We start from the raw sequence: 24,341 nt of genomic DNA, 5'->3' as shown, positions 1-24,341 counted from the left end.
GTCGCGAGGATGCAGCTGAAGATCGGTAATCCATGGCGCGCCAGAGAGGCGTCGCCCCGAAGTTAAGGAATTCATTTTGCTGAACCCGATCGTACGTCAATTCCAATATGGTCAGCATACCGTCACGCTGGAAACCGGCATGATGGCACGCCAGGCCACCGCAGCCGTTATGGCCAGCATGGACGACACCGCCGTATTCGTTACTGTTGTCGGCCAGAAGAAAGCCAAGCCAGGCCAGGACTTTTTCCCGCTGACCGTGAACTACCAGGAGCGTACCTACGCTGCTGGCCGTATCCCGGGCAGCTTCTTCCGTCGTGAAGGCCGTCCAAGCGAAGGCGAGACCCTGATCGCGCGTCTGATTGACCGCCCGATCCGTCCGCTGTTCCCGGAAGGCTTCGTCAACGAAGTGCAGGTTATCGCCACCGTCGTTTCTGTTAACCCGCAGGTTAACCCGGATATCGTTGCGATGATCGGCGCATCCGCCGCGCTGGCGCTCTCTGGCCTGCCGTTCAACGGTCCAATCGGCGCCGCGCGCGTGGGCTACATCAACGATCAGTACGTGCTGAACCCGACCGCTGACGAAATCAAACAGTCTCGTCTGGATCTGGTGGTTGCTGGCACCCAGAATGCGGTGCTGATGGTGGAATCCGAAGCGGAAATCCTGACCGAAGATCAGATGCTGGGCGCCGTGGTGTTCGGCCACGAGCAGCAGCAGGTTGTGATCGAAAACATCAATTCACTGGTCGCCGAAGCGGGTAAACCGCGCTGGGACTGGCAGCCTGAGCCGGCTAACGACGCGCTGATCGCACGCGTTGCCGCACTGGCTGAAGCGCGCATCAGCGACGCTTACCGCATCACCGACAAGCAAGAGCGTTACACTCAGGTTGGCGTCATCAAAGACGAAACCATCGCTGCGCTGCTGGCGGAAGATGAGACGCTGGACGACGCTGAAATCGGCGACATCGTGCACAGCCTGGAAAAGAACGTGGTGCGTACCCGTATCCTGAACGGCGAACCGCGTATCGACGGCCGTGAAAAAGATATGATCCGTGGTCTGGATGTGCGCACCGGCGTTCTGCCGCGCACGCACGGCTCCGCGCTGTTCACCCGTGGCGAAACGCAGGCGCTGGTCGCCGCGACGCTGGGTACCGCGCGCGACGCACAGAACCTGGACGAGCTGATGGGCGAGCGCACCGACAGCTTCCTGTTCCACTACAACTTCCCTCCGTACTCTGTCGGCGAAACCGGCATGGTCGGCTCGCCGAAGCGCCGTGAAATCGGCCACGGTCGTCTGGCGAAGCGTGGCGTGCTGGCAGTGATGCCGAAGCAGGAAGAGTTCCCGTACACCGTTCGCGTCGTCTCTGAGATCACCGAATCCAACGGTTCTTCTTCTATGGCTTCCGTCTGCGGTGCCTCTCTGGCGCTGATGGATGCAGGCGTGCCGATCAAAGCGGCCGTTGCCGGCATCGCGATGGGTCTGGTGAAAGAAGATGAGAAGTTCGTGGTGCTCTCCGATATCCTCGGCGACGAAGATCACCTCGGCGACATGGACTTCAAAGTAGCCGGTAGCCGCGACGGCATCACCGCGCTGCAGATGGACATCAAAATCGAAGGTATCACCCGCGAAATCATGCAGGTTGCCCTGAATCAGGCCAAAGGTGCGCGTCTGCACATCCTGGGCGTGATGGAGCAGGCGATCAGCTCGCCGCGTCAGGAAATCTCTGAGTTCGCGCCGCGCATTTACACCATCAAGATCAATTCAGACAAGATCAAAGATGTGATCGGTAAAGGCGGTTCCGTGATCCGCGCGCTGACCGAAGAGACCGGCACCACTATCGAGATCGAAGACGACGGCACCGTGAAAATCGCGGCGACCGACGGTCTGAAGGCGAAAGAGGCGATTCGTCGCATCGAAGAGATCACCGCCGAGATCGAAGTGGGCCGTGTTTACAGCGGTAAAGTGACCCGTATCGTCGACTTCGGCGCCTTCGTCGCCATTGGCGGCGGCAAGGAAGGTCTGGTGCACATTTCTCAGATCGCCGACAAGCGCGTAGAGAAAGTGACCGACTACCTGCAGATGGGCCAGGAAGTGCCGGTTAAGGTACTGGAAGTGGACCGTCAGGGCCGCGTCCGTCTGAGCATCAAAGAAGCGACAGAGTCTAAGCCGCAGGGCGAAGAAGCTGTTGTGACCAGCGCGCCAGACGCAGAGTAATTCCCTGTTTGCCTCTCCTTATCCCATCGTGGATGGGAGAGGCGTTTGTGTCATCGCGAGGGCGGGAATCCTTGTGCACAGCAGCCGGATGACAGGAGCGTTATCCTAATGTTTGTATTCGGGAGTGGGAAATGAAGCCTTTTTTGCGCTGGTGTTTTGTTGCGACAGCTATCACGCTGGCAGGATGCAGCAACTCCAATTGGCGTAAGAACGAAGTTCTTGCAGTACCTCTACAGCCCACACTGCAGCAGGAAGTGATTCTGGCACGCATGGAACAAATTCTTGCCAGTCGCGCCCTGACCGATGATGAACGCGCACAGCTGTTATATGAGCGCGGAGTGTTGTATGATAGTCTTGGTTTGAGAGCACTGGCGCGGAACGATTTCTCGCAAGCGCTGTCTATCAGACCAGATATGCCGGAAGTGTTTAACTATCTCGGCATATACTTAACGCAGGCAGGCAATTTTGATGCTGCCTATGAAGCGTTTGATTCTGTACTTGAGCTTGATCCAACTTACAACTATGCGCATTTAAACCGTGGTATCGCCCTCTATTACGGCGGTCGATACAAGTTAGCGCAAGATGATCTGCTGGCGTTTTATCAAGACGATCCCAACGATCCTTTCCGCAGCCTGTGGCTCTATCTCGACGAACGTGAGATGGATGCAGACAAGGCGAAAGTTGCGCTGCAGCAGCGTTACGACAAAGCGGCCCGTGATCAATGGGGATGGAACATTGTCGAATTCTACCTTGGCGACATCAGTGAAAGCACGCTGATGGAACGTCTCAAGGCAGACGCAACGGATAACACCTCGCTCGCTGAACATCTCAGTGAAACCAACTTCTATTTAGGTAAGCACTACCTAAGTCTGGGGGAGAAGGACAACGCGAAAGCGCTGTTCAAACTGGCGGTGGCCAACAACGTCAATAACTTTGTTGAACACCGATACGCATTGTTGGAACTGGCGCAACTCGGCCAGACACAAGACGATTTATCAGAATCTGACCAGCAATAGCTGACGAACTTTCATTGCCTGAATTACCCGTTAAGTCATCATCTTCCGGGATGAGGGCTTTGCTGTTCGTCGAAACTTCTAATTTGAGCCGGTTCACACTTTTTGATGAAAATGACTGAAAATTTTCACGACGAGTTATGTAGACTGGCCGCCGCAATCTAAGAGGCACGTGTACTACATGACTGATATTCAAACCACTTTTGCTGATCTGGGCCTGAACGCCGACATCCTCGAATCACTGAACGGCATGGGCTATGTTAAGCCTTCTCCGATCCAGGCTGAGTGTATTCCTCACCTGCTGGCGGGCCGCGATGTACTGGGTATGGCGCAGACCGGTAGTGGTAAAACCGCGGCGTTCTCGCTGCCGCTGCTAAACAACATTGATCCTACTCTTCGCGCACCGCAGATCCTGGTGCTGGCGCCGACCCGCGAACTGGCGGTTCAGGTTGCTGAAGCGATGACCGAATTCTCTAAACATATGCGTGGCGTTAACGTCGTGGCCCTTTACGGCGGCCAGCGTTATGACGTACAGCTGCGCGCGCTGCGTCAGGGCCCGCAAATTGTGGTGGGCACCCCGGGTCGTCTGCTCGACCACCTGAAACGCGGCACGCTGGATCTCTCCAACCTGCGTGGTCTGGTGCTGGACGAAGCTGACGAAATGCTGCGTATGGGCTTCATCGAAGACGTTGAAACCATCATGGCGCAGATTCCGGAAGGTCATCAGACCGCGCTGTTCTCCGCGACCATGCCGGAAGCGATCCGTCGCATCACCAAACGTTTCATGAAAGATCCGCAGGAAGTGCGCATTCAGTCCAGCGTCACCACGCGTCCGGACATCAGCCAGTCTTACTGGACCGCGTACGGTCGTAAAACCGACGCGCTGGTGCGTTTCCTGGAAGCGGAAGATTTTGACGCCGCGATCATCTTCGTGCGCACCAAAAACGCCACGCTGGAAGTGGCTGAAGCGCTGGAGCGCAACGGCTACAACAGCGCCGCGCTGAACGGCGACATGAACCAGGCGCTGCGCGAGCAGACCCTGGAGCGTCTGAAAGATGGCCGTCTCGATATCCTGATCGCTACCGACGTTGCGGCGCGTGGTCTGGACGTTGAGCGCATCAGCCTGGTCGTTAACTACGACATCCCGCTGGATGCCGAGTCATACGTTCACCGTATCGGTCGTACCGGCCGCGCCGGTCGTGCGGGTCGCGCGCTGCTGTTCGTTGAGAACCGCGAGCGTCGTCTGCTGCGCAACATCGAGCGCACCATGAAGCTGACCATTCCAGAAGTGGAACTGCCGAACGCTGAACTGCTGAGCACCCGTCGTCTGGAGAAATTCGCCGGTCGCGTACAGCAGCAGCTGGAAAGCAGCGATCTGGACCAGTATCGCGCGCTGCTGGAGAAACTCTCTCCGCAGGAAGATCTGGATATGGAAACGCTGGCCGCCGCGCTGCTGAAAATGGCGCAGGGCGAACGTCCGCTGATCGTGCAGCCGGATGCGCCGCGTCCGCAGCGTCGCGAGTTCCGCGATCGCGACGATCGTCGTGACGACCGTCGCAGCCCGCGTGAAGCGCGTGACAACCGCGAAGGCGGCGATCGTCCGCGTCGCGAACGTCGCGACGTCGGCGAGATGGAGCTGTACCGCATTGAAGTGGGTCGTGACGACGGCGTTGAAGTGCGTCATATCGTTGGCGCGATCGCTAACGAAGGCGACATCAGCAGCCGCTACATCGGCAACATCAAGCTGTTCGGCACCCACTCGACTATCGAGCTGCCGAAAGGCATGCCGGGCGATATCCTGCAGCACTTCACCCGCACGCGTATTCTCAATAAACCGATGAATATGCAGCTGTTGGGCGATGCACAGCCGCAGAGCGAAGCGCGCGGCGAACGTCGCGGCGGTGGTCGTGATTTCGGCGGCGAGCGTCGTGGCGGCGGCAACCGTGAAGGTGGTCGTGAAGGCGGACGTCGTTTCTCTTCCGAGCGTCGTGAAGGCGGTCGTGAAGGTGGACGCAGCAGCTTTAGCCGTGAAGGCAGCCGCGGTCCGCGTCGCGAAGAGGGCGCTGCCGCAGCGCCGCGTCGTCGCGAGTTCTAATCAGCCTGGCTGATTGATAAAAAGGGCAGCCTCCGGGCTTCCCTTTTTTTTGCCTTACGCGCCGCCGGCGATCAGCACCCGTTCGCCGCTGATATAGGCCGCTTCCTCTGAGGCGAGAAACAGCGCCACCTGCGCCACGTCTTCCGGCAGCCCGAAACGCCCCAGCGGCGTCGCCGCCAGCAGTGCGGCTTTCAGCTGCGGATTGAGCTTCTTCGCCGCCAGCAGTCCTTCCGTCATGATAATGCCCGGCGCCAGCGCGTTGACGCGGATATTGCGCGGCCCCAGCTCGCGCGCCAGTCCCTGCGTCAGGGTATCGATCGCGCCTTTGGTGGCCGCCCAGAGCACCGAGCCCGGCGTGCTCTGCTGACTATTGAGCGCGCTGAGGTTGATGATGCAGCCGCCGCGCGCGGGAAAGCGGCGCGCCGCCTGCTGACACACCAGCAGCGTGCCCAGCAGATTGACGTTGAGCTGCTGCTGCATCTCCAGCAGGCTCAGGGCGCTAAACTCACCGTGGTGAAACTGACCGGCGTTGTTCACCACGATATCGGGCGCGCCAAAGTGCGCCTGCGCAGTGTCGAACAGACGCTCGACGTCCGCCTCGCGTGAGATATCGGCCTGCACCGCCACGCCCTCGCTGCCCAGCGTACGAATATCGCTGACGACGTCCACCGCGCCAACTTCATCCTGGCGATAGTTGACGATCACGCGCGCGCCGGCGGCGGCGAAAGTTGTCGCTATCGCCGCGCCGATGCCTTTCGAGGCGCCCGTCACCAGCGCAATTTTTCCATCAAGTGCTTTCATCTTCTCTCTCCACCTGAATATCGCGTCTGCAAAATATGCGCTTTGTGGCCAATCGGGCGGTAGCGCAATCCTGCAAGTCTCTTGCACGATCCTGCAAATCTGGCTGCGCGGCGGCTGCGTCCCGCAGCGGTTCGGGTAAGATAGCGGTACGACTGGGTGGGGAGGAAAGACAATGGCGGAACCGGCGCAGCTACAGCATCTGGCACAGCTGATCGATCGTCATGCAACAGAGGATGGCCGTCACGACAGCGCGATCGATTTTCTCTTTTTCGGCCGCAGCTCACGGCCCTCCGAACCCACCGCTCATGCGCAGTGGGCCAGCTTTGCGCTGGTGGCGCAGGGCGGCAAGGCGCTGCGCATGGGAGAGGAGATTATTCACTATGGTCCCGGCGATCTGCTGCTGGTGACGATGGATATGCCGGTGCGCTCCTGCGTCACGGTGGCGACGCCGGAGAAGCCGAACCTTGGCATCGGTATCGCCATTAACGAAGCGCGGCTAATGCACTATCTCGACACCTTTCCGCTGACCGCCTCGCTGGCGGAGGCGCGCACCGAGCGCGGCATCGCCGCGCACAAAGTGTCGCCGCTGCTGGTGGATGCAGTGATCCGGCTGATCCGCCTGCTCGATCAGCCGCAGGATATCGCCGCGCTGGCACCGCTTATCGAGCAGGAGATCTTCTATCGGCTGCTGACCGGGCCGGAAGGGGGACGCATTCTCAATATGGCGCTGGCGGAGCGGCCTGGCAACAAGGTGGCGCGCGCGGCGCGCTGGCTGCGCGAGAACTTCCATCAGCCGTTGAAAATCGACCGACTCGCCAGCAGCGTCGGCATGAGCGCCTCGTCGCTGCATCATCACTTCAAGGCGGTGACCGCGATGACGCCGATGCAGTATCAGAAGCAGCTACGCCTGAACGAAGCGCGTCGTCTGATGCTGGTGGACAGGCTGGATGCGGGAACGGCGGGCTATCGCGTGGGATATCAGAGCGCGTCGCAGTTTAGCCGGGAGTACAGCCGTTTTTACGGACAGTCTCCCGCGCGCGATGTGCGTCAGCGGGCGGTGGGGCCGGAAGCGTAGCGCCCACCGCGCAAAGGGTTACAGCGAGCGGGCCGCTTCCATCGCAATAGCGAAAGAGCGCAGGCGCGCTTCGGTATCGAAGATCTGGCCGTTGACCATGATCTCGTCCGCTTGGGTTTCACGCATCAGCCCGGCCAGGCCGTGACGCACCTTGTCGGCGTCGCCGACCAGCGACATGCTCAGCGCCTGCTGCACGCCATACTGTTCCGACGGCGACCAGAGGTTATCCATGTTCTCCACCGGCGCCGGCAGCGGGCCCGGCTTGCCGCGGCGCAGGTTGATAAACTGCTGCTGCTGCGAGGTGAACAGGAAGCGCGCGTCGCGCTCGCTGTCGGCGGCCACCACGTTGATGCAGACCGTGGCGTAGGGTTTCTCCAGGCGCGCCGACGGCTGGAATTTTTCACGGTAGAGATGCAGCGCCTGGAACAGCTGGTCGGGCGCGAAGTGCGACGCAAAGGCGAACGGCAGGCCAAGCTTCGCCGCCAGCTGCGCGCTGTAGAGGCTGGAGCCAAGCAGCCAGACCGGGATCTTCATTCCCAGGCCAGGCACCGGCTGCACCGGCGGCTGCGCATCTTCGTCGGCGTCGAACCAGTCGATCAGCTCCTGAACATCCTCCGGGAAGGTATCCGCATGGATGCTGGAGAGGTGTCGGCGCAGCGCCATCATGGTGCGCTGGTCAGAGCCGGGCGCGCGGCCCAGTCCTAAATCGATACGGCCGGGATAGAGCGAGGCCAGGGTGCCGAACTGCTCGGCGATTACCAGCGGCGCGTGGTTCGGCAGCATAATGCCGCCCGATCCCAGATGCAGGGTCGTGGTGTTAGCGGCCAGGTAACCGATCAAAACCGAGGTCGCCGCGCTGGCGATGCCGGTCATATTATGGTGCTCGGCCAGCCAGTAACGTTCATAGCCCAACGCTTCCGCCTGACGCGCCAGCGCCAGCGATGTGTGAAACGCATCGCGCGGGGTTGAGCCATGAGGAATCGGTGCCAGATCCAGCACGGAAAGACGAAGGGGTTTTTTCTCAGACATGGGCACTCCAGTTGGGTATGGCGCAGGTGATGAATAACCTGCACCAACCAGTATTACGTAATAATGCCCATATTAAAACTGCTAACAAAGGCAGGCGGCTAGCCTCTATGTGCCTTTCAGGGGGATATTAGCGTCATGCCGGCCACTTTACGCCAGTAGCCGTTGCAGTCGTTGCCTTTCGCCACCATCAGCGGCGACAGCCCCTCTTCGTTGGCGCGGAAGCGGGCGATCTCCTGCAGCGTTGCGGCGCTTTGCGGCGACAGGCGCAGAACATCGACCCAGCCGCGCATGCCCGCTAAATCGTTACCGAGGTTGTAGCAGTAGCCGCTCATGGTCTGAATGCCGTTCAGCACGAACACCTGCTGGCCCTCCTGCGAGGTGACGCGCCGCCCGTTAGGGTAGTTGATGCAGCAGGTCTGGCACTCATCTTTGGCGCGGTATTCGGCGCGGGCGGTAAAGCAGCGCGCCGACAGCGCCAGCGGCAGGTGGCCATAGCCCAGCACTTCCACCTCAAACCGGCTGCGAATATTGCGCGCCTCGCTCTGCTGCAGCAGCTGCAGCAGCCAGTCGCGTGACATCTCTACCGGCATGCACCAGCGCGTCATGCCCTCTTTTACCAGCAGCTGCAGGGTTTCGACGTTATAGACGTTAAGCGTCGGGCCGGCGACAAATGGCAGCTTGCGCTCGGCGGCCATATTCACCGTGCCGACGTCGTTGGCCTCGATCACAAACTCGCCGTTGTCGACGTAGCGCTTCAGCTCCTTCAGCTCCGAAGGCGACTGCAGCAGCGCCAGGGTGCTGAGCACCACCTGCTTGCCGCTGGCCGCCAGCTCGCGCGCCAGTTCTATCCAGCGCTGATAAGAGGTGGCGCGCCGTTTACTGCAGACCGCTTCGCCGAGATAGACGATATCGGCGCTGCTGCTCGCCACCTGCTGGTAAAAGCGCGCCAGCTGCTCTGTCGGCCAATACCACAGCACCGGACCGATTGCGTATTGCATGCTGTTCTCCTTATTGCCATTCACGGTGGTAAGCGCCAAGCGTGGTCTGCGAGCCTTCGGAAAGCTCATCCAGCGCCGCCGTCCAGCCGTCGGTGACGGCAAAGCTTTCCGGCGCGCGCGTGCAGCGGTCGATCGCCTGACGCCAGACGCGCGCCACCTGGGCGACATAGGCCGGGCTGCGCTGGCGTCCCTCGATTTTTACCGAGGCGACGCCCGCGCGCAGCAGATCCGGCAGCAGCGTCAGGGTATTGAGGCTGGTGGGCTCCTCCAGCACGTGATAGCGCTGGCCGTCCACCTGATAGCGGCCTTTGCACAGCGTGGGATAGCCGGCGCTCTCGTCCGGCGCATAGCGGTCGATAAGCACGTCGTTCAGGCGCGACTCCATGCCGTTGGGCGTCTGCTGCCAGCGCACAAACTTCGCCGGCGAACAGGCGCCCGCGCTGTTCGGCGATTCGCTGGTCAGCCAGGAGGAGAGGTAGCAGCGGCCTTCCGCCATAATGCACAGGCTGCCGAAGGCGAACACCTCCAGCGGCACCGGCGTCTCACGCGCCAGCTGTTTAACCTGATGCAGCGATAGCACGCGCGGCAGCACCACGCGGCTCAGGGCGAAGTGGCGATGGTAGAAGCGCACCGCTTCGAGGTTGGTGGCGGAGGCCTGCACCGACAGATGACGCTCCACCTCGGGATAGCGCTGGGTCGCATACTCCAGCGTGGCGATGTCGGCGAGGATCAGCGCGTCCGCGCCGTTCTGCGCCGCCACGTCGATGGCGCGCTGCCAGCGGCCCATGCCGTCAGGATGCGCAAAGGTATTAATAGCGACATGCAATTTACGGCGGTGCTGATGCAGATAGCGCGCCGCCTCTGCCAGCTTCTTATCGGTAAAGTTCAGCCCGGCGAAGTGGCGCGCGTTGGTGTCATCTTTCAGTCCGACATACACCGCATCGGCGCCATTCTCCACCGCTGAACGCACGGCGGGCAGATTGCCGGCCGGACACAGCAGTTCCATAGTGATCCCTCGTCGACAGGATAAGGCGACGAGTCTAGGCAAGCGGCTGGCGGGAAATGTTGATTTGGGGCAGTGAAACGCCACTTGAGCCGCCGACTGGCGGAAATTTCGCCCACTGGGGCGGCGAAATTATTGATCTCGGCTGCGGTGTGGCCCGGCGGATGTGGCAATATACCTGAAATTTTCAGGATGGAGAGACGCCCGTGTTCGAACAGTTACGCGCTGAGTTAGTGAAAAAAGGCCCAAAATTCCTCAGCTTACCCCTGGCGCTGACGCCTTTCGCGGTTAAAAGGGCCCTGTTGCAACAACTCCTAAACTGGCAATTTCGTCATGCTTTAGCGGAAGGTGAGTTAGACTTTCTGCAGGCGCGCTATCTGGGCATTGAGATCGCCGATGTCAATTTACGCTGGATAACCACCATTGAAGAGGGTCAGCTCAGGGTCGTACAGGATGCGGAAGCGGACGTCTGGTTTCGCGGCAACGCTAACGATCTGCTGCTGGTCGCCGCCCGTAAGGCGGACCCCGATATGCTGTTTTTCCAGCGTCGTCTGGTGATCGAAGGCGACACGGAGCTGGGACTGGAGGTGAAAAACCTGATGGATGCTCTGGAGCTTGAGGCCATGCCCACGGCGTTGCGCACGGGACTGCAGCAGCTGGCTGCGTTTGTCGAAGCGGGAATGAAACAGGACGCGAAGGCCGCACAGGCGCGCGCGGAGAGTGTATGTTAATTCGCACAGAAATCGGGATCGATGCGGCAAGCATCGACAGTTTGTTAAGACGCAGCTTCAAAACCGACGCGGAAGCCGAGCTGGTTCAGCAGCTGCGGGAAGATGGCCTGCTGACGCTGGGCGTGGTGGCGACGGACGACGAAGGCCAGGTGCTGGGCTATGCCGCCTTCAGTCCGGTGACGCTGCAGGGCGAAGACCGCAACTGGGTTGGCCTGGCGCCGCTGGCGGTGGATGAGAGCGTGCGCGGACAGAAAATCGGCGAGCAGCTGATCTACGCCGGGCTGGATACCCTGAACGAGTTCGGCTACAGCGCGGTGGTGGTGCTGGGCGATCCCGCCTACTACAATCGCTTCGGCTTCGAGCCGGCCGCGCGCCACGCGCTGCACTGCCGCTGGCCGGGCAGCGAAGCGGCGTTCCAGATCTACCGCCTGGCGGATGACGCCTTTGTCGGGGCGGAAGGCCAGGTCGATTTTGCCGAGCCGTTCAACCGTTTTGCGTAAGCCAGCTGGCGAGACACGCCGGCTGATGCGCCACCAGCCGCAGCTTCTGCTGTCGGCTGAGCTGCTTAACCCGATACTCCAGCCGCGACGCCGCCGCGCGATCGCCGGCGTCGCAGCGATAGACCAGCGCCAGCGGGCCTTTGCCGCGCAGCGCGCGCGCGCCGCGTCCGCTCTGATGCTGCTCAAGGCGTCGCGCTACGTCGGTGGAGATGCCGGTATAGAGCACGCCCGCGGCGGTCTGAACCATATAGAGCTGCCAGCCCTCGCTCATTATCTTAATCCCTGAACTTTTCCTGCCGGGCAGTGTAGCGCGCCAGCCGCGCGGCGGCTATCCGGCGATTTTGCACGGAGCAAACGATCGTGTCTGACCATTCCCATCTGGTGCGTTACCTGAAAAAACAGCATGTGCTCTCGCTCTGCTGCCACGCCGACGGCGATCTCTGGTGCGCCAACTGCTTTTACGTGTTCGACGAGGCGCGCATGGCGTTCTGGCTGATGACCGAAGCCGATACGCGCCACGGCGCGCTGCTGCAGGTGAATCCGCAGGTGGCGGGCACGGTCAACGGCCAGCCGAAAACCGTGCTGCTGATTAAAGGGGTGCAGTATCGCGGCACCATCGCGCTGCTCGACGGCGAGGCGGAAGCGCAGGCGCGCAGGCGATATCAGACGCGTTTTCCGGTGGCGCGCAAGGTCTCTGCGCCGCTGTGGGAGATCCGGCTGGAGGAGGTGAAGATGACCGATAACGCGCTGGGCTTTGGCAAAAAAATCAGCTGGCGGCGGGAAGCGAGTGAAGTCCCTTTCCCCTGAGGGAAAGGGAGACAGCGTTACGACGCCTGCAGAATACGCAGCGACTCGCGATTAAAGGCGGGCAGATCCTCTGGCGTACGGCTGGTGACCAGCCGATCGTCATCCACGATCACCTCTTCGTCATAGAAGTCGGCGCCGGCGTTGCGCAGGTCGATAGCAATCGCCTTCACGCAGGTCATTTTGCGGCCGCGCACGCCGTTGGCGCTGATCAGCAGCTGCGGACCGTGGCAGATAGCGAAAATCGGCTTGCCGCTGGCGACAAACTCTTTGGTAAAGGCGACAAAACGGTCGTCGCCGCGCAGCGAGTCAGGGGAATGGCCGCCGGGCAGCAGCAGCGCGTCGAACTCGGCCGGGCTGACCTCGTCGATAGCGCGGTCGATCTTCACCTGCGCTTCGCCCTGTTTGCCGGTGACGGTTTTACCCGCCTCTTTCTCAATGGTCACCACCTCAAAGCCCGCCTGTTTATAGGCGTCAGCGGGTGAGGTAAATTCTGAGTCTTCAAATTCATCGGTAATCAACACCGCAATCTTCTTGCTCATTTTTTCCCTCCTCATGATGGTTTACGCACAATGCGCTCTCCTGGTGAACAGCTTAAGCCTGGTTGTTTGTGCTGAAAATGCAAGCCGGACGGCAAAAGCTGACTATATTTCAGAGTAATGGCAACAGGTTAGCGGGAGGCCGCATGCATCGTGTATTACTGACCGGCGCGACGGGACTGGTGGGGTCGCATCTGCTGCGCCTGCTGGTGGCGGATGCGCGCGTGGATGAAATTATCGCGCCGACGCGGCGTCCGCTGCCGCCGATGAAAAAGGTGGTGAATCCGATCGAAGCGGATCTCACCGACGTGCTGCGGCCGCTCAACGTCGCCATCGACAGCGTCTTTTGCTGTCTCGGCACCACGCGAAAAGCGGCGGGCAGCAAAGCGGCGTTTCTACACGTCGACTACACGCTGGTGGTGGATACCGGCCTGAACGGCCTGCGGCTGGGTGCGGTGCAGATGGTGGCCGTCAGCGCGCACGGCGCGAATCGCCATTCGCCTTTTTTCTATAACCGGGTTAAAGGCGAGATGGAGACGGCGCTGCGTCATCAGGGTTGGCCGCGCCTGACGCTGGTGCGTCCTTCGCTACTGCTGGGCGAGCGCACGCATAAACGCGCCGGTGAAAGCCTGATGGCGCCGCTGTTCGGCATGCTGCCCGGCAACTGGCGTTCGGTCTCCGCGCTGGCGGTGGCAAAGTGCATGCATCAGCAGGCGTTCCAGCCAGGCGGCGAGCGCGTCGAGATTATCGAATCGGGGCAGATCCCGCGCTAGCCGCGCTCTTTGCTCAGGTCCCAGATAATCTGGTTGCGACTGCCGCGCCATCGCAGCGTCGTATCTCTCTGCGCCTCGATAAAGCGTCCGTCGATCAGCACATCGATATAGTCGAGCACCTCGCGCTGCGCGCGGTTAAGCTCAGCGCGCTGATAGCCGGTCCAGAGCCAGATATCTTTTCCCGGACACTCCGCGCGCACGCGTTTCACCAGCCGACGAATATGCGGCACGTTGTGCGGATGCAGCGGATCGCCGCCGCTCAGCGAGAGTCCCTGGCGCGGGATGCGGCTGTCCTGCAGATCGGCGATCAGCCGCTCCTCATGCTGCAGGGTGAAAGGCGCGCCGGAGTCGAGCCGCCAGGTGCTCTGGTTGTAGCAGCCGCGACACTGATGCTCGCACCCGGCCACGAACAGCGTGCAGCGCGTGCCCGGACCGTTAACGATGTCGACATCGTAGTAGCGATGAAAATGCATCATCCCAGCGGTCCGCTCTCCAGATGTTTCACGCGTCGCTGCACCTCTTCCTGTTTGCCGGCGTTGAACGGGCGCGCGTCGGGGCTGCCGAGATAGCCGCAGACGCGGCGCGTCACCGAGACGCGCGCCGGATCGTGGTTGCCGCAGTTCGGGCAGGTAAAGCCGCGGCTGGTGCAGCTGAACTCGCCGGTAAAGCCGCACGCGTAGCACTCGTCGATCGGCGTATTGGTGCCGTAGTAGGGCACGCGGTCGTAGCTGTAGTCCCACACGTCCTCCAGCGCCTTGAGGTTATGCTGCACGTTGGGATATTCGCCGTAACAGATGAAGCCGCCGTTCGCCAGCGGCGGATAGGGCGCCTCGAAGTCGATCTTGTCGTAGGGGTTCACTTTTTTCTCGACGTCGAGGTGGAAGCTGTTGGTGTAGTAGCCTTTATCGGTGACGCCCGGCACCACGCCGAACTGCGCGGCGTCGAGGCGGCAGAAGCGGTCGCAGAGGTTTTCGCTCGGCGTGCTGTAGAGGCTGAAGCCGTAGCCGGTCTCCGCTTTCCAGGCGTCGGTGGCGGCGCGCAGGCGCGAGACGATGGCGATCCCTTTGGCGCGCAGCGCGGCATCGTCATAGGGATGACGCGCGCCGCCGCTCAGCGCGTTCAGGGTTTCATGCAGGCCGATATAGCCCAGCGACAGCGAGGCGCGGCCGTTGCGGAAAATCGGCCCCACTTCGTCATCGGCATTGAGCCGCACGCCGCAGGCGCCCTCCATGTAGAGGATCGGCGCCACGCGCGCTTTGGTTTTCTCCAGCCGGGCGATGCGCGTCATCAGCGCGCGCTTCGCCAGCGCCAGACGTTCGTCGAGCAGCGTCCAGAAGCGCGCCTCATCGCCCTGCGCCTCGAGCGCGATGCGCGGCAGATTCAGGCTGATAACCCCCAGATTATTGCGCCCGTCGTGGATTTCGACGCCGTTCTCTTCATACACCCCGAGGAAGCTGCGGCAGCCCATCGGCGTTTTAAAGGAGCCGGTTACCTTCACCACCTGGTCGTAGTTAAGGATATCGGGATACATGCGCTTGCTGGCGCACTCCAGCGCCAGCTGCTTGATGTCATAGTTGAGATCGCCCGGACGGCGATTCAGCCCCTCGCGGATGGCAAACACCAGCTTGGGAAAGACGGCGGTCTTGTGGTTTTTTCCCAGTCCGGCGATGCGGTTGCGCAGGATCGACTGCTGGATCAGCCGCGCCGCCCAGCTGGTGCCTAGCCCGAAGCCGAAAGTGACGAACGGCGTCTGACCATTGGCGGTGTGCAGCGTATTGACCTCATACTCCAGCGACTGAAAGGCGTCGTAGCACTCTTTCTCGGTGCGCGCCCGCGCATAGGCGTCGACGTCGGCGATCTGCCATTCGGCGGCGACGGCGCGATGCTTCTCCAGGCTGAGCTGAACGAAGGGCGCCAGCACCTCGTCGATGCGGTTGATGGTGGTGCCGCCGTAGATATGGCTGGCCACCTGCGCGATGATCTGCGCGGTGACCGCCGTGGCGGTGGCGATCGATTTTGGCGGCTCGATCTCGGCGTTGCCCATCTTGAAACCGTTAGTGAGCATCCCTTTCAGATCGATCAGCATGCAGTTGAACATGGGAAAGAAAGGAGAGTAGTCGAGATCGTGGTAGTGGATCTCGCCGCGCTCGTGCGCCTGCACCACATCGCGCGGCAGGATCTGCTGCTGCGCATAGTGTTTCGCCACGATCCCCGCCAGCAGATCGCGCTGCGTCGGGATCACCTTGCTGTCTTTATTGGCGTTCTCGTTCAGCAGCGCGGCGTTGGTTTGATCGACCAGGCCGCGAATGGCGTGATGCAGCTTGCCGCGCTGCTCGCGCGCCACGTCGCGATCGTGCCGGTACTCGATATAGGCGCGCGCCAGCTGGGGGTAGGGGCCGCACATCAGCGTCTCTTCGACCGCGAACTGAATATCGCGGATATCCACCTCAACGCGATCCGCCAGCTTCTCGCTGACGCGGCGGGCGACCGCGGCACACCACTGCGCATCTTCGACCTGCGCCGCACGGGCCGCCGCCGCGACCGCCGCCTCGATTCTGGCGGCGTCAAACCCTGAGCGACAGCCGTCGCGCTTCACCACTACCTTTGCCATGCTCTCTCCATTCGCTACATGTTGTGCTGCGAAGGATTTTAGCCACTATATATGGAGATCAGGAGAATATAATCGCCGCTGTTTTGACCTGAAACAAAGAAGGGCGGGTCGTGGCGCAAAGCCAGGCGAAAAGGCCAACGGGGGCAAAAAGGCGCGCTGCGGGCGCAGCGCGCAGAGAGGCTTAGCGGCGCAGGGCGATCGCTTCAATCTCGATTTTGACGTCTTTCGGCAGACGCGCCACTTCCACGCAGGAGCGCGCCGGGAAAGAGGCGTGATGCTCGGTGAAGAAGGCTTCGTAGGTGGCGTTGACGGTGGCGAAGTCGTTCAGATCTTTCACGAACACCGTGGTTTTCACGATGTCGCCAACCTGCAGGCCCGCCGCTTCGACGATCGCCTTCACGTTTTCCAGCGACTGACGCGCCTGGTCGGCGATAGCGTCCGGCACCGCGCCGGTGGCCGGATCGACCGGGATCTGACCAGAGGTGATGATCATATTGCCCAGATCGACGCCCTGCACATAGGGACCGATCGCCGCTGGCGCTTTTTCCGTACTGATTTCGCGAGACATACTTGCTCCTTAAGAGTGACGCAGCGGCGGCGGGCGCCGCTGGCGAGAAATATCGCCCCATTATAGGGGCGAGCAGGGCGATTACCAGTGGCCGAGCACCACGTGGTGGGCGAAGGCCTTCTCGCAATATTTGCAGGTCAGCAGCACCTCATCGTCGCGCTTTTTCACCGCAAAAGAGGAAAACACCGGCTCGCTGCGGCTGATGCAGTTGCCGTTGGGACAGGTCAGCACGCGCTCAATACGCTCCGGCAGCGTCGGGGCGATCTTCGCCACCACTTCATAGTCGTCGATGCGGTTAACCGTGGCGTGCGGCGCGTAGACCGCCAGCTGGTTGATCTGATCTTCGGTGAGAAAGGTGTTCTCGATCTTGATCAGATCCTTGCGGCCCATCTCGCCGGACGGGAGGTTAAGGCCAATGGTGATGCGCTGGTCGGTTTCCGTCAGGCGAAACAGCGACAGCAGCTTAAATCCGACCTGCGCAGGAATATGGTCAATCACCGTGCCGCGCTTGATCGCTTCTACCTGCAGTTTATTGTCGTGAGTCATGGCGATTGCTCCTTACAGATCCAGTTCGCTGTTGAGTACCAGCGCCAGCAGAGCCTGACGCGCGAAAATGCCGTTGCCCGCCTGCTGGAAGTACCAGGCATGGGGCGTTTTATCGACGTCGGTGGCGATCTCGTCCACGCGCGGCAGCGGATGCAGCACCTTCATATTGTCGCGCGCGCCGGCCAGATCCGCCGCGCGCAGGATAAACTGCGCTTTAACGTTGGCGTATTCCGAGGGATCGAGGCGCTCTTTCTGCACGCGCGTCATGTAGAGAATATCGGCATGCGGCATCACCGCTTCGATGCTGTCGTGGCGCGACCAGACGATGCCGCGCTCGTCCAGCGTGTCGGTGATATAGGCGGGCATCGCCAGCGCGTCGGGCGCGATAAAGTAGAAGCGGTTGCCGTCGAACTTCGCCAGCGCCTGCGTCAGGGAGTGCACGGTGCGGCCATATTTCAGGTCGCCAACCATGGCGATGCTCAGGTTGTCCAGCCGGCTCTGGGTTTCGCGGATGGTGAAAAGATCGAGCAGCGTCTGGGTCGGATGCTGGTTGGCGCCGTCGCCGGCGTTGAGGATCGGCACGCCGCCGGAAAACTCGGTGGCGAGCCGCGCCGCGCCCTCCTGCGGATGGCGCATCACGATGGCGTCGACATAGGTGCCGATCACGGAGATGGTATCCGCCAGGGTTTCGCCCTTTTTGCCGAGCGAGGTGTTGCTGCCGTCAGCGAAGCCCACCACCGAGGCGCCCAGCCGGTGGATCGCCGTTTCAAACGACAGGCGCGTGCGCGTTGAGGCTTCAAAGAAGCAGCTGGCGATCACCTTGTGCTTCAGCAGCTCCGGCTGCGGATGCGCTTTCAGTTGCGCGGCGGTGTGCAGCACCCGCTCCAGCTCGTCGCGGCTGAGATCGTTGATAGAAATAATATGCTTGCGATATAACGGGTTAGCCATAGTTCGCCTCTCTGCGCTGCCGAATTGCGGACAAAAAAAAGCCCCTGCTTAAGGGGCTTTTTTAACGATCGGGTTGATGACGGAAAAAACAGCGGCGCCGCCTGCGTTCAGGCGTGATGTCGCGTGAATCTGTACGCTGCGCTGTTGCATGCTTCCTCCGGCAAAGTCGGGCGCATTATACGCGTCCGCCAGTTTGCATCAAGGGAAACGTTTGCGGCGCGCGATGCAGGCTACGCCTGGCTGAGCGTCGCCACCATCACCGCTTTGATGGTGTGCATGCGGTTTTCCGCCTGATCGAACACGATGCTGTGCTCGGACTCAAACACCTCGTCGCTCACTTCCATGCCGTCGTGCAGGCCATACTGTTCCGCCATCTGACGCCCCAGCGTGGTCTGATCGTCATGAAACGCCGGCAGGCAGTGCAGGAACTTCACCTGCGGGTTGCCGGTCAGCTGCAGCATCGCCTGATTCACCTGATAGCCACGCAGCAGCGCGATGCGCTCTTCCCACACCGCTTTCGCCTCGCCCATCGACACCCAGACGTCGGTGTAGATAAAGTCCGCGCCTTTGACCCCTTCGGCGATATCTTCGGTCAGCGTAATCTTGCCGCCGGTGGCCTGCGCCGCCTGACGGCACGCCTCGACCAGTTCCTGCTCAGGCCAGCAGCCCTGCGGCGCCACCAGACGCAGATCCAGACCGGTCACCGCCGCCGCTTCCAGCATGCTGTTGCCCATATTGTTGCGCGCGTCGCCGACGTAGACCAGCGTCATCTCGCTGAGCGCTTTGCCCGGCAGATGCTCCTGCATGGTAAGCAGATCGGCCAGCAGCTGGGTAGGGTGAAACTCGGTGGTCAGGCCGTTCCACACCGGCACGCCGGCATGCTCCGCCAGCGTCTCCACCAGCGCCTGGCCGTAGCCGCGATACTGAATGCCGTCATACATGCGGCCCAGCACGCGCGCGGTATCTTTCATCGACTCTTTATGGCCGATCTGGCTGCCGCTCGGGCCGAGATAAGTAACGTTGGCGCCCTGGTCGTATGCGGCAACTTCGAAAGAGCATCGGGTACGGGTCGAGTCTTTTTCGAAGATGAGCGCGATGTTTTTGCCTTTCAGGCGCTGGGTTTCGCTACCGTTTTTTTTAGCGCGTTTTAATTCAGCGGCGAGGTCGAGCAGGGCGGCGATGTCGGCTGGGCTCAAATCGAGCAGCCGAAGGAAGTGGCGTTGAAAAAGGTGACTCATAATGGGCTCCAGTGCAGCCATTCTGATTGAATGAAAATTCAATTTAAACGTATGAATATTCATTTTCAACCCCGACGTAAAGAAACTTTCGCTTTTGAGTAGTGGCGCGCCGGGCAGTGTGGGAAAATACTTGTTTATTGCCGAACACTGAGGGGAATTCGCCATGGCATATGAAGCATTGCTGGAAGAGCAGCGTGAAGAGACGCGTCAGATCATTGATGAGCTGCTGGAAGATGGCAGCGATCCCGATGCGCTCTATACCATTGAACATCATCTCTCCTGCAACAACTTCGATTCGCTGGAGAAAGCCGCCGTCGATGCGTTCAAGCTGGGCTATGAAGTGACCGAGCCGGAAGAGCTGGAGCTGGAAGACGGCACCACGGTGATGTGCGTCGATATTCTCAGTGAGTCGGCGCTGAAGCCGGAGCTGATTGACGTGCAGGTTGAGCAGCTGGTCAACCTGGTCGGGAAATACAACGTCGACTACGACGGCTGGGGCACCTACTTCGAAGATCCCGATGCGGAAGACGAAGACGACGATGATGATGACGGCGACATTATCGACGGCGACGAAGATACCGGCGTCCGCCACTGATTTTTCGGGCGGAGCCGCGCGCTCCGCCTTTCCGCTCTCTGCCCTATGAACTGACATGAACTACGCACCGCTGCTTGAACCCATCACTCAGTTTTTACTCTGCCGCACGCCGCAAGCCTGGATTGATGAGGCGCGCAAGCCGGAAAACCTGACGCTGCTGCTGACCGATCACCTGGTCTGCGAACTGAAAGCGGCACAGACCGCCACCTGGCTGATCCGCAAATATGTTGCCGACAAGCCGAGCGGCGAAGCGATCCTCGCCTGGCTGAAACCCTATGAAGATTTTATTTTCCGCGAGCAGCCCGACAGCCAGTTTATTCAGGCGCATAAGAGCCTGACGAAAAGCGTTATCGTGCGCAACGAACTGCCCTGGGCGGACGACCTGGTGGAGAAAATGGTGCTGCTGATTAAAGAAGAGCTGCACCACTTTTATCAGGTCTGGGAAATTATGCAGGCGCGCGGCTTGCCCTATCACAAGATCACCTCCAGCCGCTACGCCAAAGGGCTGCTGCGGGAGATCACCACGCACGAGCCCGATACGCTGGTGGACAAGCTGATCTGCGGCGCCTATATCGAGGCGCGCTCCTGCGAGCGTTTCGCCAGCCTCGCGCCCTGGCTGGATGAGGAGCTGGAGAAGTTCTATATTTCGCTGCTGCGTTCGGAAGCGCGTCACTATCAGGACTATTTAGCGCTGGCGGCGCAGATCTCGCCGAAGGATATCGCACCGCGCGTGCGGGCGATTGGCGAAGCAGAGGCGAAGCTGATTAGCGAGCCGGACGCGGAGCTGCGTTTCCACAGCGGCGTGCCGGCGTTCTGACAGCGAAAGCGCGCTTACAGCGCTTTCAGCATGCGGTACTCGCAGTCACCGTGGCCGGTGCAGCCGAGCACCTCATTAATGCGTTCAAAGCCCAGCGACTCGTAGAGCTTAATGGCGCGCGTCAGGCTGCCGGTGGTTTCCAGATAGCAGCGGCGGAAGCCGCGCTGGCGCGCATGCTCCATAGCACGCAGCGCCAGCTCGCGCGCCACGCCGAAGCCACGCACCTCCGGCAGGAAGTACATCTTCTGCAGCTCGCAGATATCGGGCGCGCTGCAGGCGAGCGGGGCGACGCCGCCGCCGCCCACCACTTTTCCCTGATGCTCCACCACCCAGTAGGCGCTGTGCTCGGCGCTGTAGAGTTCATACAGGCTGTCGAGCTGCGGATCGGCCACGGTATAGCCTTTGTCGGCGGTCAGGCCGAACTCAGCCGAGACGGCGCGGATCACCTGAGCGATATAGGGATTGTCGGCGGCGCTGATAGGGCGCAGCTGAAGCGCGAGCCGCAATGCTGAAGTCGTCATAATCTTTTCCGGTTAAATAAGAAAGCCGGGCAAGCCCGGCTTTTTTTTATGCTGTCAGACTCAGACGCTTACAATGCCGCAATCACTGCCTGCTGTTCAATCAGTTTCGCTTTCGACTGCTCCAGCTCGGCGACGCGCTCGCGCTCTTTCGCCACCACCGCTTCCGGCGCGCGCGAAACGAAGCCTTCATTCGCCAGCTTGACCTGAATCTTCTCGATTTCGACGTCGAGCTTGCCCAGCTCTTTCGCCAGACGATCCAGCTCCGCCGCCTTGTCCACCAGGCCTGCCATCGGGATCAGCAGCTCGGCGCCTTCGACGATTTTGGTCACGGAAACCGGGCCTTTCTCGCCTGCTGGCAGAATAGTCAGGCTTTCCAGACGCGCCAGGCGCGACAGGAAGGTGCGGTTCGCTTCCACACGACGCAGCGCCGCCGGCGAGCAGTCGCGCAGCAGCACGTCGAGCGGCTTGCTCAGGGCGATATTCATCTCGGCGCGAATATTACGCACCGCGACGATCGCCTGCTTCATCCACTCGATATCCGCCATCGCTTCCGCATCCTCTTTCGCCGCGTCGTAGTGCGGGAAAGGCTGCAGCATAATGGTGTCGTCGCTGATGTTCTTCAGCACCTTCACACGCTGCCAGATGGTCTCGGTGATAAACGGAATAATCGGATGGGCGAGGCGCAGCAGCGCTTCCAGCACCGTCACCAGCGTGTTGCGCGTGCCGCGCAGCTCCGCTTCGCTGCCGTTGTTCATCACCGGCTTGGTCAGCTCCAGGTACCAGTCGCAGAACTGGTTCCAGGTGAAGTCATAAAGAATATTCGCGGCGATATCGAAGCGATAGCTGTCCAGCGCCTCGCGGTACGCTTTCACCGTGTTGTTGAACTCGGCGAGGATCCAGCGATCCGCCAGCGACAGCGTCATTTCGCCGCCGTTCTGACCGCAATCCTGATCTTCGGTGTTCATCAGCACGAAGCGGCTGGCGTTCCACAGCTTGTTGCAGAAGTTGCGGTAGCCTTCCAGGCGCTTCATATCCCAGTTGATATCGCGGCCGGTCGAGGCGAGCGCCGCCAGGGTAAAGCGCAGCGCGTCGGTGCCTGACGGCTCAATGCCGTCCGGGAACTGCTTCTCGGTGCGCTTGCGGATCTTCTCCGCCAGCTGCGGCTGCATCATGTTGCCGGTACGCTTCTCCAGCAGATCCTCCAGCGAGATGCCGTCGACCATATCCAGCGGGTCGATAACGTTGCCTTTGGATTTCGACATCTTCTGGCCTTCTTCGTCGCGGATCAGACCGGTCATATAGACGGTCTTAAACGGCACCTGCGGCTTGCCGTCCTCATCTTTGAGGAAATGCATGGTCAGCATGATCATGCGGGCGATCCAGAAGAAGATAATGTCAAAGCCGCTCACCAGCACGCTGGTCGGGTGGAACTGACGCAGCGCCTCGGTGTTCTCCGGCCAGCCGAGCGTGGAGAAGGTCCACAGCCCAGAGGAGAACCAGGTGTCGAGCACGTCGTCGTCCTGACGCAGCGCCACGTCCGCGCCCAGGTTGTTCTCGCTGCGCACTTCCTCTTCGCTGCGGCCGACATAGACATTGCCGTCGTTGTCGTACCACGCCGGAATGCGGTGGCCCCACCACAGCTGGCGCGAGATGCACCAGTCCTGAATGTCGCGCATCCAGGAGAAGTACATGTTTTCATACTGCTTCGGCACAAACTGGATATCGCCGTTCTCGACCGCTTCGACCGCGACTTTCGCCAGCGGCGCGGTACGCACGTACCACTGATCGGTCAGCATCGGCTCGATCACCACGCCGCCGCGATCGCCGTAAGGCACGGTCAGGTCATGCGGTTTGATCTCGTCCAGCAGGCCGAGTTCGTCCACGGCGGCGACAATCGCCTTACGCGCGGCAAAACGCTCCATTTTCTGGAAGGCGGCCGGGATCTCGTCCGAGCAGGCGTCGCTGACTTCGCCGTTGGTGTCGTACACCTGGGCGCGCTCGCGGATATCGCCGTCAAAGGTCAGAATATTGATCATCGGCAGCTTGTGGCGACGGCCGACTTCATAGTCGTTGAAGTCGTGCGCCGGGGTGATTTTCACGCAGCCGGTGCCTTTTTCCATGTCGGCGTGCTCGTCGCCGACGATGGGAATGCGGCGGTTCACCAGCGGCAGCATCACCTCTTTGCCGATCAGATCTTTGTAGCGCGGATCTTCCGGGTTGACCGCCACGCCGGTATCGCCCAGCAGGGTTTCCGGACGCGTGGTGGCGACCACCAGATAATCTTTGCCTTCGGCGGTTTTCACGCCGTCCGCCAGCGGATAGCGGATATGCCACATCGAGCCTTTGCTCTCGCGGTTTTCCACTTCCAGATCGGAAATCGCGGTGCGCAGTTTCGGATCCCAGTTCACCAGGCGTTTGCCGCGGTAGATCAGGTTCTCTTTATGCAGGCGAACAAACACCTCTTTCACCGCATTAGAGAGGCCGTCGTCCATGGTGAAGCGCTCGCGCTCCCAGTCCACGGAGTTGCCGAGGCGACGCATCTGGCGGGTAATGGTGCCGCCTGATTCCGCCTTCCACTGCCAGATCTTGTCGATAAAGGCGTCGCGGCCGTAATCCTGGCGCGTCTTGCCCTCTTCGGCGGCGATCTTGCGTTCGACCACCATCTGGGTGGCGATGCCCGCATGGTCGGTGCCCACCTGCCACAGCGTATTTTTACCCTGCATGCGCTGGTAGCGGATCATGGTGTCCATGATGGTCTGCTGGAAAGCGTGACCCATGTGCAGGCTGCCGGTGACGTTCGGCGGCGGGATCATGATGCAGAAGCTTTCCTTACTGGTGTCGCCGTTAGGCTTGAAATAGCCTTGCTCTTCCCAGTGCTCGTAAAGCGGCTGCTCGATATCTTGCGGGTTATATGTTTTTTCCAT

The 24,341-nt window shown here is 60.8% G+C and carries 25 protein-coding genes; 11 read left to right on the top strand and 14 right to left on the bottom strand.

Going from position 1 to position 24,341, the window contains the following annotated elements; translation table 11 throughout:
* The first annotated feature begins 76 nt into the window (after nt 1–76).
* The 4 genes from pnp (at nt 77) to B2J69_RS04680 (ending at nt 5,320) form a co-directional block, all read left to right on the top strand.
* A complete protein-coding gene (gene pnp, locus B2J69_RS04690) occupies nt 77–2,212 on the top strand; it encodes a polyribonucleotide nucleotidyltransferase (protein ID WP_081136882.1) in 2,136 nt (711 codons plus the stop codon).
* Between the two features lie 131 nt (nt 2,213–2,343).
* The gene (gene nlpI, locus B2J69_RS04685; protein WP_033749316.1) at nt 2,344–3,228 is read left to right on the top strand and encodes a lipoprotein NlpI; all 885 of its coding nucleotides are present in this window, start codon (nt 2,344–2,346) and stop codon (nt 3,226–3,228) included.
* A gap of 105 nt (nt 3,229–3,333) precedes the next feature.
* Nucleotides 3,334–3,390 (top strand): protein YrbN, encoded by a 57-nt coding sequence (gene yrbN, locus B2J69_RS24505; RefSeq protein ID WP_100229640.1) that lies wholly within the window; start codon nt 3,334–3,336, stop codon nt 3,388–3,390.
* A gap of 16 nt (nt 3,391–3,406) precedes the next feature.
* Complete coding sequence (locus B2J69_RS04680; RefSeq protein WP_081136881.1) at nt 3,407–5,320, top strand: DEAD/DEAH family ATP-dependent RNA helicase; 1,914 nt, start codon at nt 3,407–3,409, stop codon at nt 5,318–5,320.
* A 54-nt stretch (nt 5,321–5,374) separates the two neighbouring features.
* Here the strand turns inward: B2J69_RS04680 and B2J69_RS04675 are convergent, their stop codons facing one another.
* Nucleotides 5,375–6,121: an SDR family NAD(P)-dependent oxidoreductase gene (locus B2J69_RS04675; protein ID WP_081136880.1), complete on the bottom strand. Its 747-nt coding sequence runs from the start codon at nt 6,119–6,121 to the stop codon at nt 5,375–5,377.
* A gap of 172 nt (nt 6,122–6,293) precedes the next feature.
* Here B2J69_RS04675 and B2J69_RS04670 point away from each other — a divergent pair, with 172 nt between their 5' ends.
* Nucleotides 6,294–7,196: an AraC family transcriptional regulator gene (locus tag B2J69_RS04670; protein WP_081136879.1), complete on the top strand. Its 903-nt coding sequence runs from the start codon at nt 6,294–6,296 to the stop codon at nt 7,194–7,196.
* Nucleotides 7,197–7,214: 18 nt separating this feature from the next.
* Here B2J69_RS04670 and B2J69_RS04665 read toward each other — a convergent pair whose 3' ends face one another.
* The 3 genes from B2J69_RS04665 to ubiU all read right to left on the bottom strand — a co-directional run bounded on the left by B2J69_RS04665 (nt 7,215) and on the right by ubiU (nt 10,229).
* Nucleotides 7,215–8,225 carry a luciferase-like monooxygenase gene (locus tag B2J69_RS04665; RefSeq protein ID WP_081136878.1) on the bottom strand — a complete coding sequence of 337 codons (1,011 nt, stop codon included), beginning with the start codon at nt 8,223–8,225 and terminating at the stop codon, nt 7,215–7,217.
* A 116-nt stretch (nt 8,226–8,341) separates the two neighbouring features.
* Nucleotides 8,342–9,223 (bottom strand): U32 family peptidase, encoded by an 882-nt coding sequence (locus tag B2J69_RS04660; protein WP_081136877.1) that lies wholly within the window; start codon nt 9,221–9,223, stop codon nt 8,342–8,344.
* Between the two features lie 10 nt (nt 9,224–9,233).
* Complete coding sequence (ubiU, locus tag B2J69_RS04655; protein WP_081136876.1) at nt 9,234–10,229, bottom strand: ubiquinone anaerobic biosynthesis protein UbiU; 996 nt, start codon at nt 10,227–10,229, stop codon at nt 9,234–9,236.
* Nucleotides 10,230–10,432: 203 nt separating this feature from the next.
* Here ubiU and ubiT point away from each other — a divergent pair, with 203 nt between their 5' ends.
* A complete protein-coding gene (gene ubiT, locus B2J69_RS04650) occupies nt 10,433–10,957 on the top strand; it encodes a ubiquinone anaerobic biosynthesis accessory factor UbiT (RefSeq protein ID WP_081136875.1) in 525 nt (174 codons plus the stop codon).
* The gene (locus B2J69_RS04645) at nt 10,951–11,457 is read left to right on the top strand and encodes a GNAT family N-acetyltransferase (protein ID WP_081136874.1); all 507 of its coding nucleotides are present in this window, start codon (nt 10,951–10,953) and stop codon (nt 11,455–11,457) included. Before ubiT ends, B2J69_RS04645 begins: the two co-directional genes overlap by 7 nt.
* Here B2J69_RS04645 and B2J69_RS04640 read toward each other — a convergent pair.
* Nucleotides 11,441–11,728 (bottom strand): GIY-YIG nuclease family protein, encoded by a 288-nt coding sequence (locus B2J69_RS04640; protein ID WP_081136873.1) that lies wholly within the window; start codon nt 11,726–11,728, stop codon nt 11,441–11,443. The genes B2J69_RS04645 and B2J69_RS04640 overlap by 17 nt on opposite strands.
* Before the next feature lie 89 nt (nt 11,729–11,817).
* On the opposite strand from B2J69_RS04640, the gene B2J69_RS04635 reads away from it, so the two are divergent.
* On the top strand, nt 11,818–12,264 hold the full coding sequence (locus tag B2J69_RS04635) for a YhbP family protein (protein WP_081136872.1): 447 nt from the start codon (nt 11,818–11,820) through the stop codon (nt 12,262–12,264).
* Between the two features lie 17 nt (nt 12,265–12,281).
* Here B2J69_RS04635 and B2J69_RS04630 read toward each other — a convergent pair whose 3' ends face one another.
* Nucleotides 12,282–12,803, bottom strand: a complete 522-nt coding sequence (locus tag B2J69_RS04630) for a type 1 glutamine amidotransferase domain-containing protein (protein ID WP_081136871.1) — start codon at nt 12,801–12,803, stop codon at nt 12,282–12,284.
* Nucleotides 12,804–12,946: 143 nt separating this feature from the next.
* Between B2J69_RS04630 and B2J69_RS04625 the strand changes: the two genes are divergently transcribed.
* Nucleotides 12,947–13,573, top strand: coding sequence for an NAD-dependent epimerase/dehydratase family protein (locus B2J69_RS04625; RefSeq protein WP_081136870.1), 627 nt, complete (start codon nt 12,947–12,949; stop codon nt 13,571–13,573).
* On the opposite strand, the gene nrdG is transcribed toward B2J69_RS04625, so the two are convergent.
* The 6 genes from nrdG to argF all read right to left on the bottom strand — a co-directional run bounded on the left by nrdG (nt 13,570) and on the right by argF (nt 19,484).
* Nucleotides 13,570–14,046, bottom strand: a complete 477-nt coding sequence (gene nrdG / locus B2J69_RS04620) for an anaerobic ribonucleoside-triphosphate reductase-activating protein (RefSeq protein WP_167376552.1) — start codon at nt 14,044–14,046, stop codon at nt 13,570–13,572. The genes B2J69_RS04625 and nrdG overlap by 4 nt on opposite strands.
* Complete coding sequence (gene nrdD / locus B2J69_RS04615; RefSeq protein WP_081136868.1) at nt 14,046–16,184, bottom strand: anaerobic ribonucleoside-triphosphate reductase; 2,139 nt, start codon at nt 16,182–16,184, stop codon at nt 14,046–14,048. The genes nrdG and nrdD overlap by 1 nt, the downstream gene beginning before the upstream one ends.
* Nucleotides 16,185–16,365: 181 nt before the next feature.
* On the bottom strand, nt 16,366–16,752 hold the full coding sequence (ridA, locus tag B2J69_RS04610; protein WP_081136867.1) for a 2-iminobutanoate/2-iminopropanoate deaminase: 387 nt from the start codon (nt 16,750–16,752) through the stop codon (nt 16,366–16,368).
* Between the two features lie 81 nt (nt 16,753–16,833).
* Nucleotides 16,834–17,298, bottom strand: coding sequence for an aspartate carbamoyltransferase regulatory subunit (pyrI, locus tag B2J69_RS04605; protein ID WP_081136866.1), 465 nt, complete (start codon nt 17,296–17,298; stop codon nt 16,834–16,836).
* Between the two features lie 12 nt (nt 17,299–17,310).
* A complete protein-coding gene (pyrB, locus tag B2J69_RS04600) occupies nt 17,311–18,246 on the bottom strand; it encodes an aspartate carbamoyltransferase (protein ID WP_081136865.1) in 936 nt (311 codons plus the stop codon).
* Nucleotides 18,247–18,476: 230 nt separating this feature from the next.
* Nucleotides 18,477–19,484, bottom strand: coding sequence for an ornithine carbamoyltransferase (argF, locus tag B2J69_RS04595; protein ID WP_081136864.1), 1,008 nt, complete (start codon nt 19,482–19,484; stop codon nt 18,477–18,479).
* Between the two features lie 163 nt (nt 19,485–19,647).
* Between argF and rraB the strand changes: the two genes are divergently transcribed.
* Entirely contained in the window at nt 19,648–20,079 is a 432-nt protein-coding gene (rraB, locus tag B2J69_RS04590; RefSeq protein WP_081136863.1) for a ribonuclease E inhibitor RraB, read from the top strand.
* 55 nt (nt 20,080–20,134) lie between these two features.
* Nucleotides 20,135–20,896 (top strand): tRNA isopentenyl-2-thiomethyl-A-37 hydroxylase MiaE, encoded by a 762-nt coding sequence (miaE, locus tag B2J69_RS04585; protein ID WP_081136862.1) that lies wholly within the window; start codon nt 20,135–20,137, stop codon nt 20,894–20,896.
* Between the two features lie 14 nt (nt 20,897–20,910).
* Here miaE and B2J69_RS04580 read toward each other — a convergent pair whose 3' ends face one another.
* Together B2J69_RS04580 and B2J69_RS04575 are read right to left on the bottom strand one after the other, a co-directional pair.
* On the bottom strand, nt 20,911–21,417 hold the full coding sequence (locus B2J69_RS04580; protein WP_081136860.1) for a GNAT family N-acetyltransferase: 507 nt from the start codon (nt 21,415–21,417) through the stop codon (nt 20,911–20,913).
* Nucleotides 21,418–21,485: 68 nt separating this feature from the next.
* Nucleotides 21,486–24,341, bottom strand: coding sequence for a valine--tRNA ligase (locus B2J69_RS04575; protein ID WP_081136858.1), 2,856 nt, complete (start codon nt 24,339–24,341; stop codon nt 21,486–21,488).

The organism is Pantoea latae, assembly GCF_002077695.1.
In the GTDB taxonomy this organism is placed as follows: Bacteria; Pseudomonadota; Gammaproteobacteria; order Enterobacterales; family Enterobacteriaceae; genus Pantoea; species Pantoea latae.
The sequence above is the reverse complement of the archived record's forward strand: the minus strand, read 5'-3'. Positions and strand labels throughout refer to the sequence as shown.

Bases quoted from the DNA above. Each gene is read 5' to 3' on its own strand.
- nlpI (WP_033749316.1), top strand. From the start codon at position 2,344: ATGAAGCCTTTTTTGCGCTGGTGTTTTGTTGCGACAGCTATCACGCTG.
- B2J69_RS04680 (WP_081136881.1), top strand. From the start codon at position 3,407: ATGACTGATATTCAAACCACTTTTGCTGATCTGGGCCTGAACGCCGAC.
- B2J69_RS04675 (WP_081136880.1), bottom strand. From the start codon at position 6,121: ATGAAAGCACTTGATGGAAAAATTGCGCTGGTGACGGGCGCCTCGAAA.
- B2J69_RS04670 (WP_081136879.1), top strand. From the start codon at position 6,294: ATGGCGGAACCGGCGCAGCTACAGCATCTGGCACAGCTGATCGATCGT.
- B2J69_RS04665 (WP_081136878.1), bottom strand. From the start codon at position 8,225: ATGTCTGAGAAAAAACCCCTTCGTCTTTCCGTGCTGGATCTGGCACCG.
- B2J69_RS04660 (WP_081136877.1), bottom strand. From the start codon at position 9,223: ATGCAATACGCAATCGGTCCGGTGCTGTGGTATTGGCCGACAGAGCAG.
- ubiU (WP_081136876.1), bottom strand. From the start codon at position 10,229: ATGGAACTGCTGTGTCCGGCCGGCAATCTGCCCGCCGTGCGTTCAGCG.
- B2J69_RS04645 (WP_081136874.1), top strand. From the start codon at position 10,951: ATGTTAATTCGCACAGAAATCGGGATCGATGCGGCAAGCATCGACAGT.
- B2J69_RS04640 (WP_081136873.1), bottom strand. From the start codon at position 11,728: ATGAGCGAGGGCTGGCAGCTCTATATGGTTCAGACCGCCGCGGGCGTG.
- B2J69_RS04630 (WP_081136871.1), bottom strand. From the start codon at position 12,803: ATGAGCAAGAAGATTGCGGTGTTGATTACCGATGAATTTGAAGACTCA.
- B2J69_RS04625 (WP_081136870.1), top strand. From the start codon at position 12,947: ATGCATCGTGTATTACTGACCGGCGCGACGGGACTGGTGGGGTCGCAT.
- nrdG (WP_167376552.1), bottom strand. From the start codon at position 14,046: ATGCATTTTCATCGCTACTACGATGTCGACATCGTTAACGGTCCGGGC.
- nrdD (WP_081136868.1), bottom strand. From the start codon at position 16,184: ATGGCAAAGGTAGTGGTGAAGCGCGACGGCTGTCGCTCAGGGTTTGAC.
- ridA (WP_081136867.1), bottom strand. From the start codon at position 16,752: ATGTCTCGCGAAATCAGTACGGAAAAAGCGCCAGCGGCGATCGGTCCC.
- pyrI (WP_081136866.1), bottom strand. From the start codon at position 17,298: ATGACTCACGACAATAAACTGCAGGTAGAAGCGATCAAGCGCGGCACG.
- pyrB (WP_081136865.1), bottom strand. From the start codon at position 18,246: ATGGCTAACCCGTTATATCGCAAGCATATTATTTCTATCAACGATCTC.
- argF (WP_081136864.1), bottom strand. From the start codon at position 19,484: ATGAGTCACCTTTTTCAACGCCACTTCCTTCGGCTGCTCGATTTGAGC.
- rraB (WP_081136863.1), top strand. From the start codon at position 19,648: ATGGCATATGAAGCATTGCTGGAAGAGCAGCGTGAAGAGACGCGTCAG.
- miaE (WP_081136862.1), top strand. From the start codon at position 20,135: ATGAACTACGCACCGCTGCTTGAACCCATCACTCAGTTTTTACTCTGC.
- B2J69_RS04580 (WP_081136860.1), bottom strand. From the start codon at position 21,417: ATGACGACTTCAGCATTGCGGCTCGCGCTTCAGCTGCGCCCTATCAGC.
- B2J69_RS04575 (WP_081136858.1), bottom strand. From the start codon at position 24,341: ATGGAAAAAACATATAACCCGCAAGATATCGAGCAGCCGCTTTACGAG.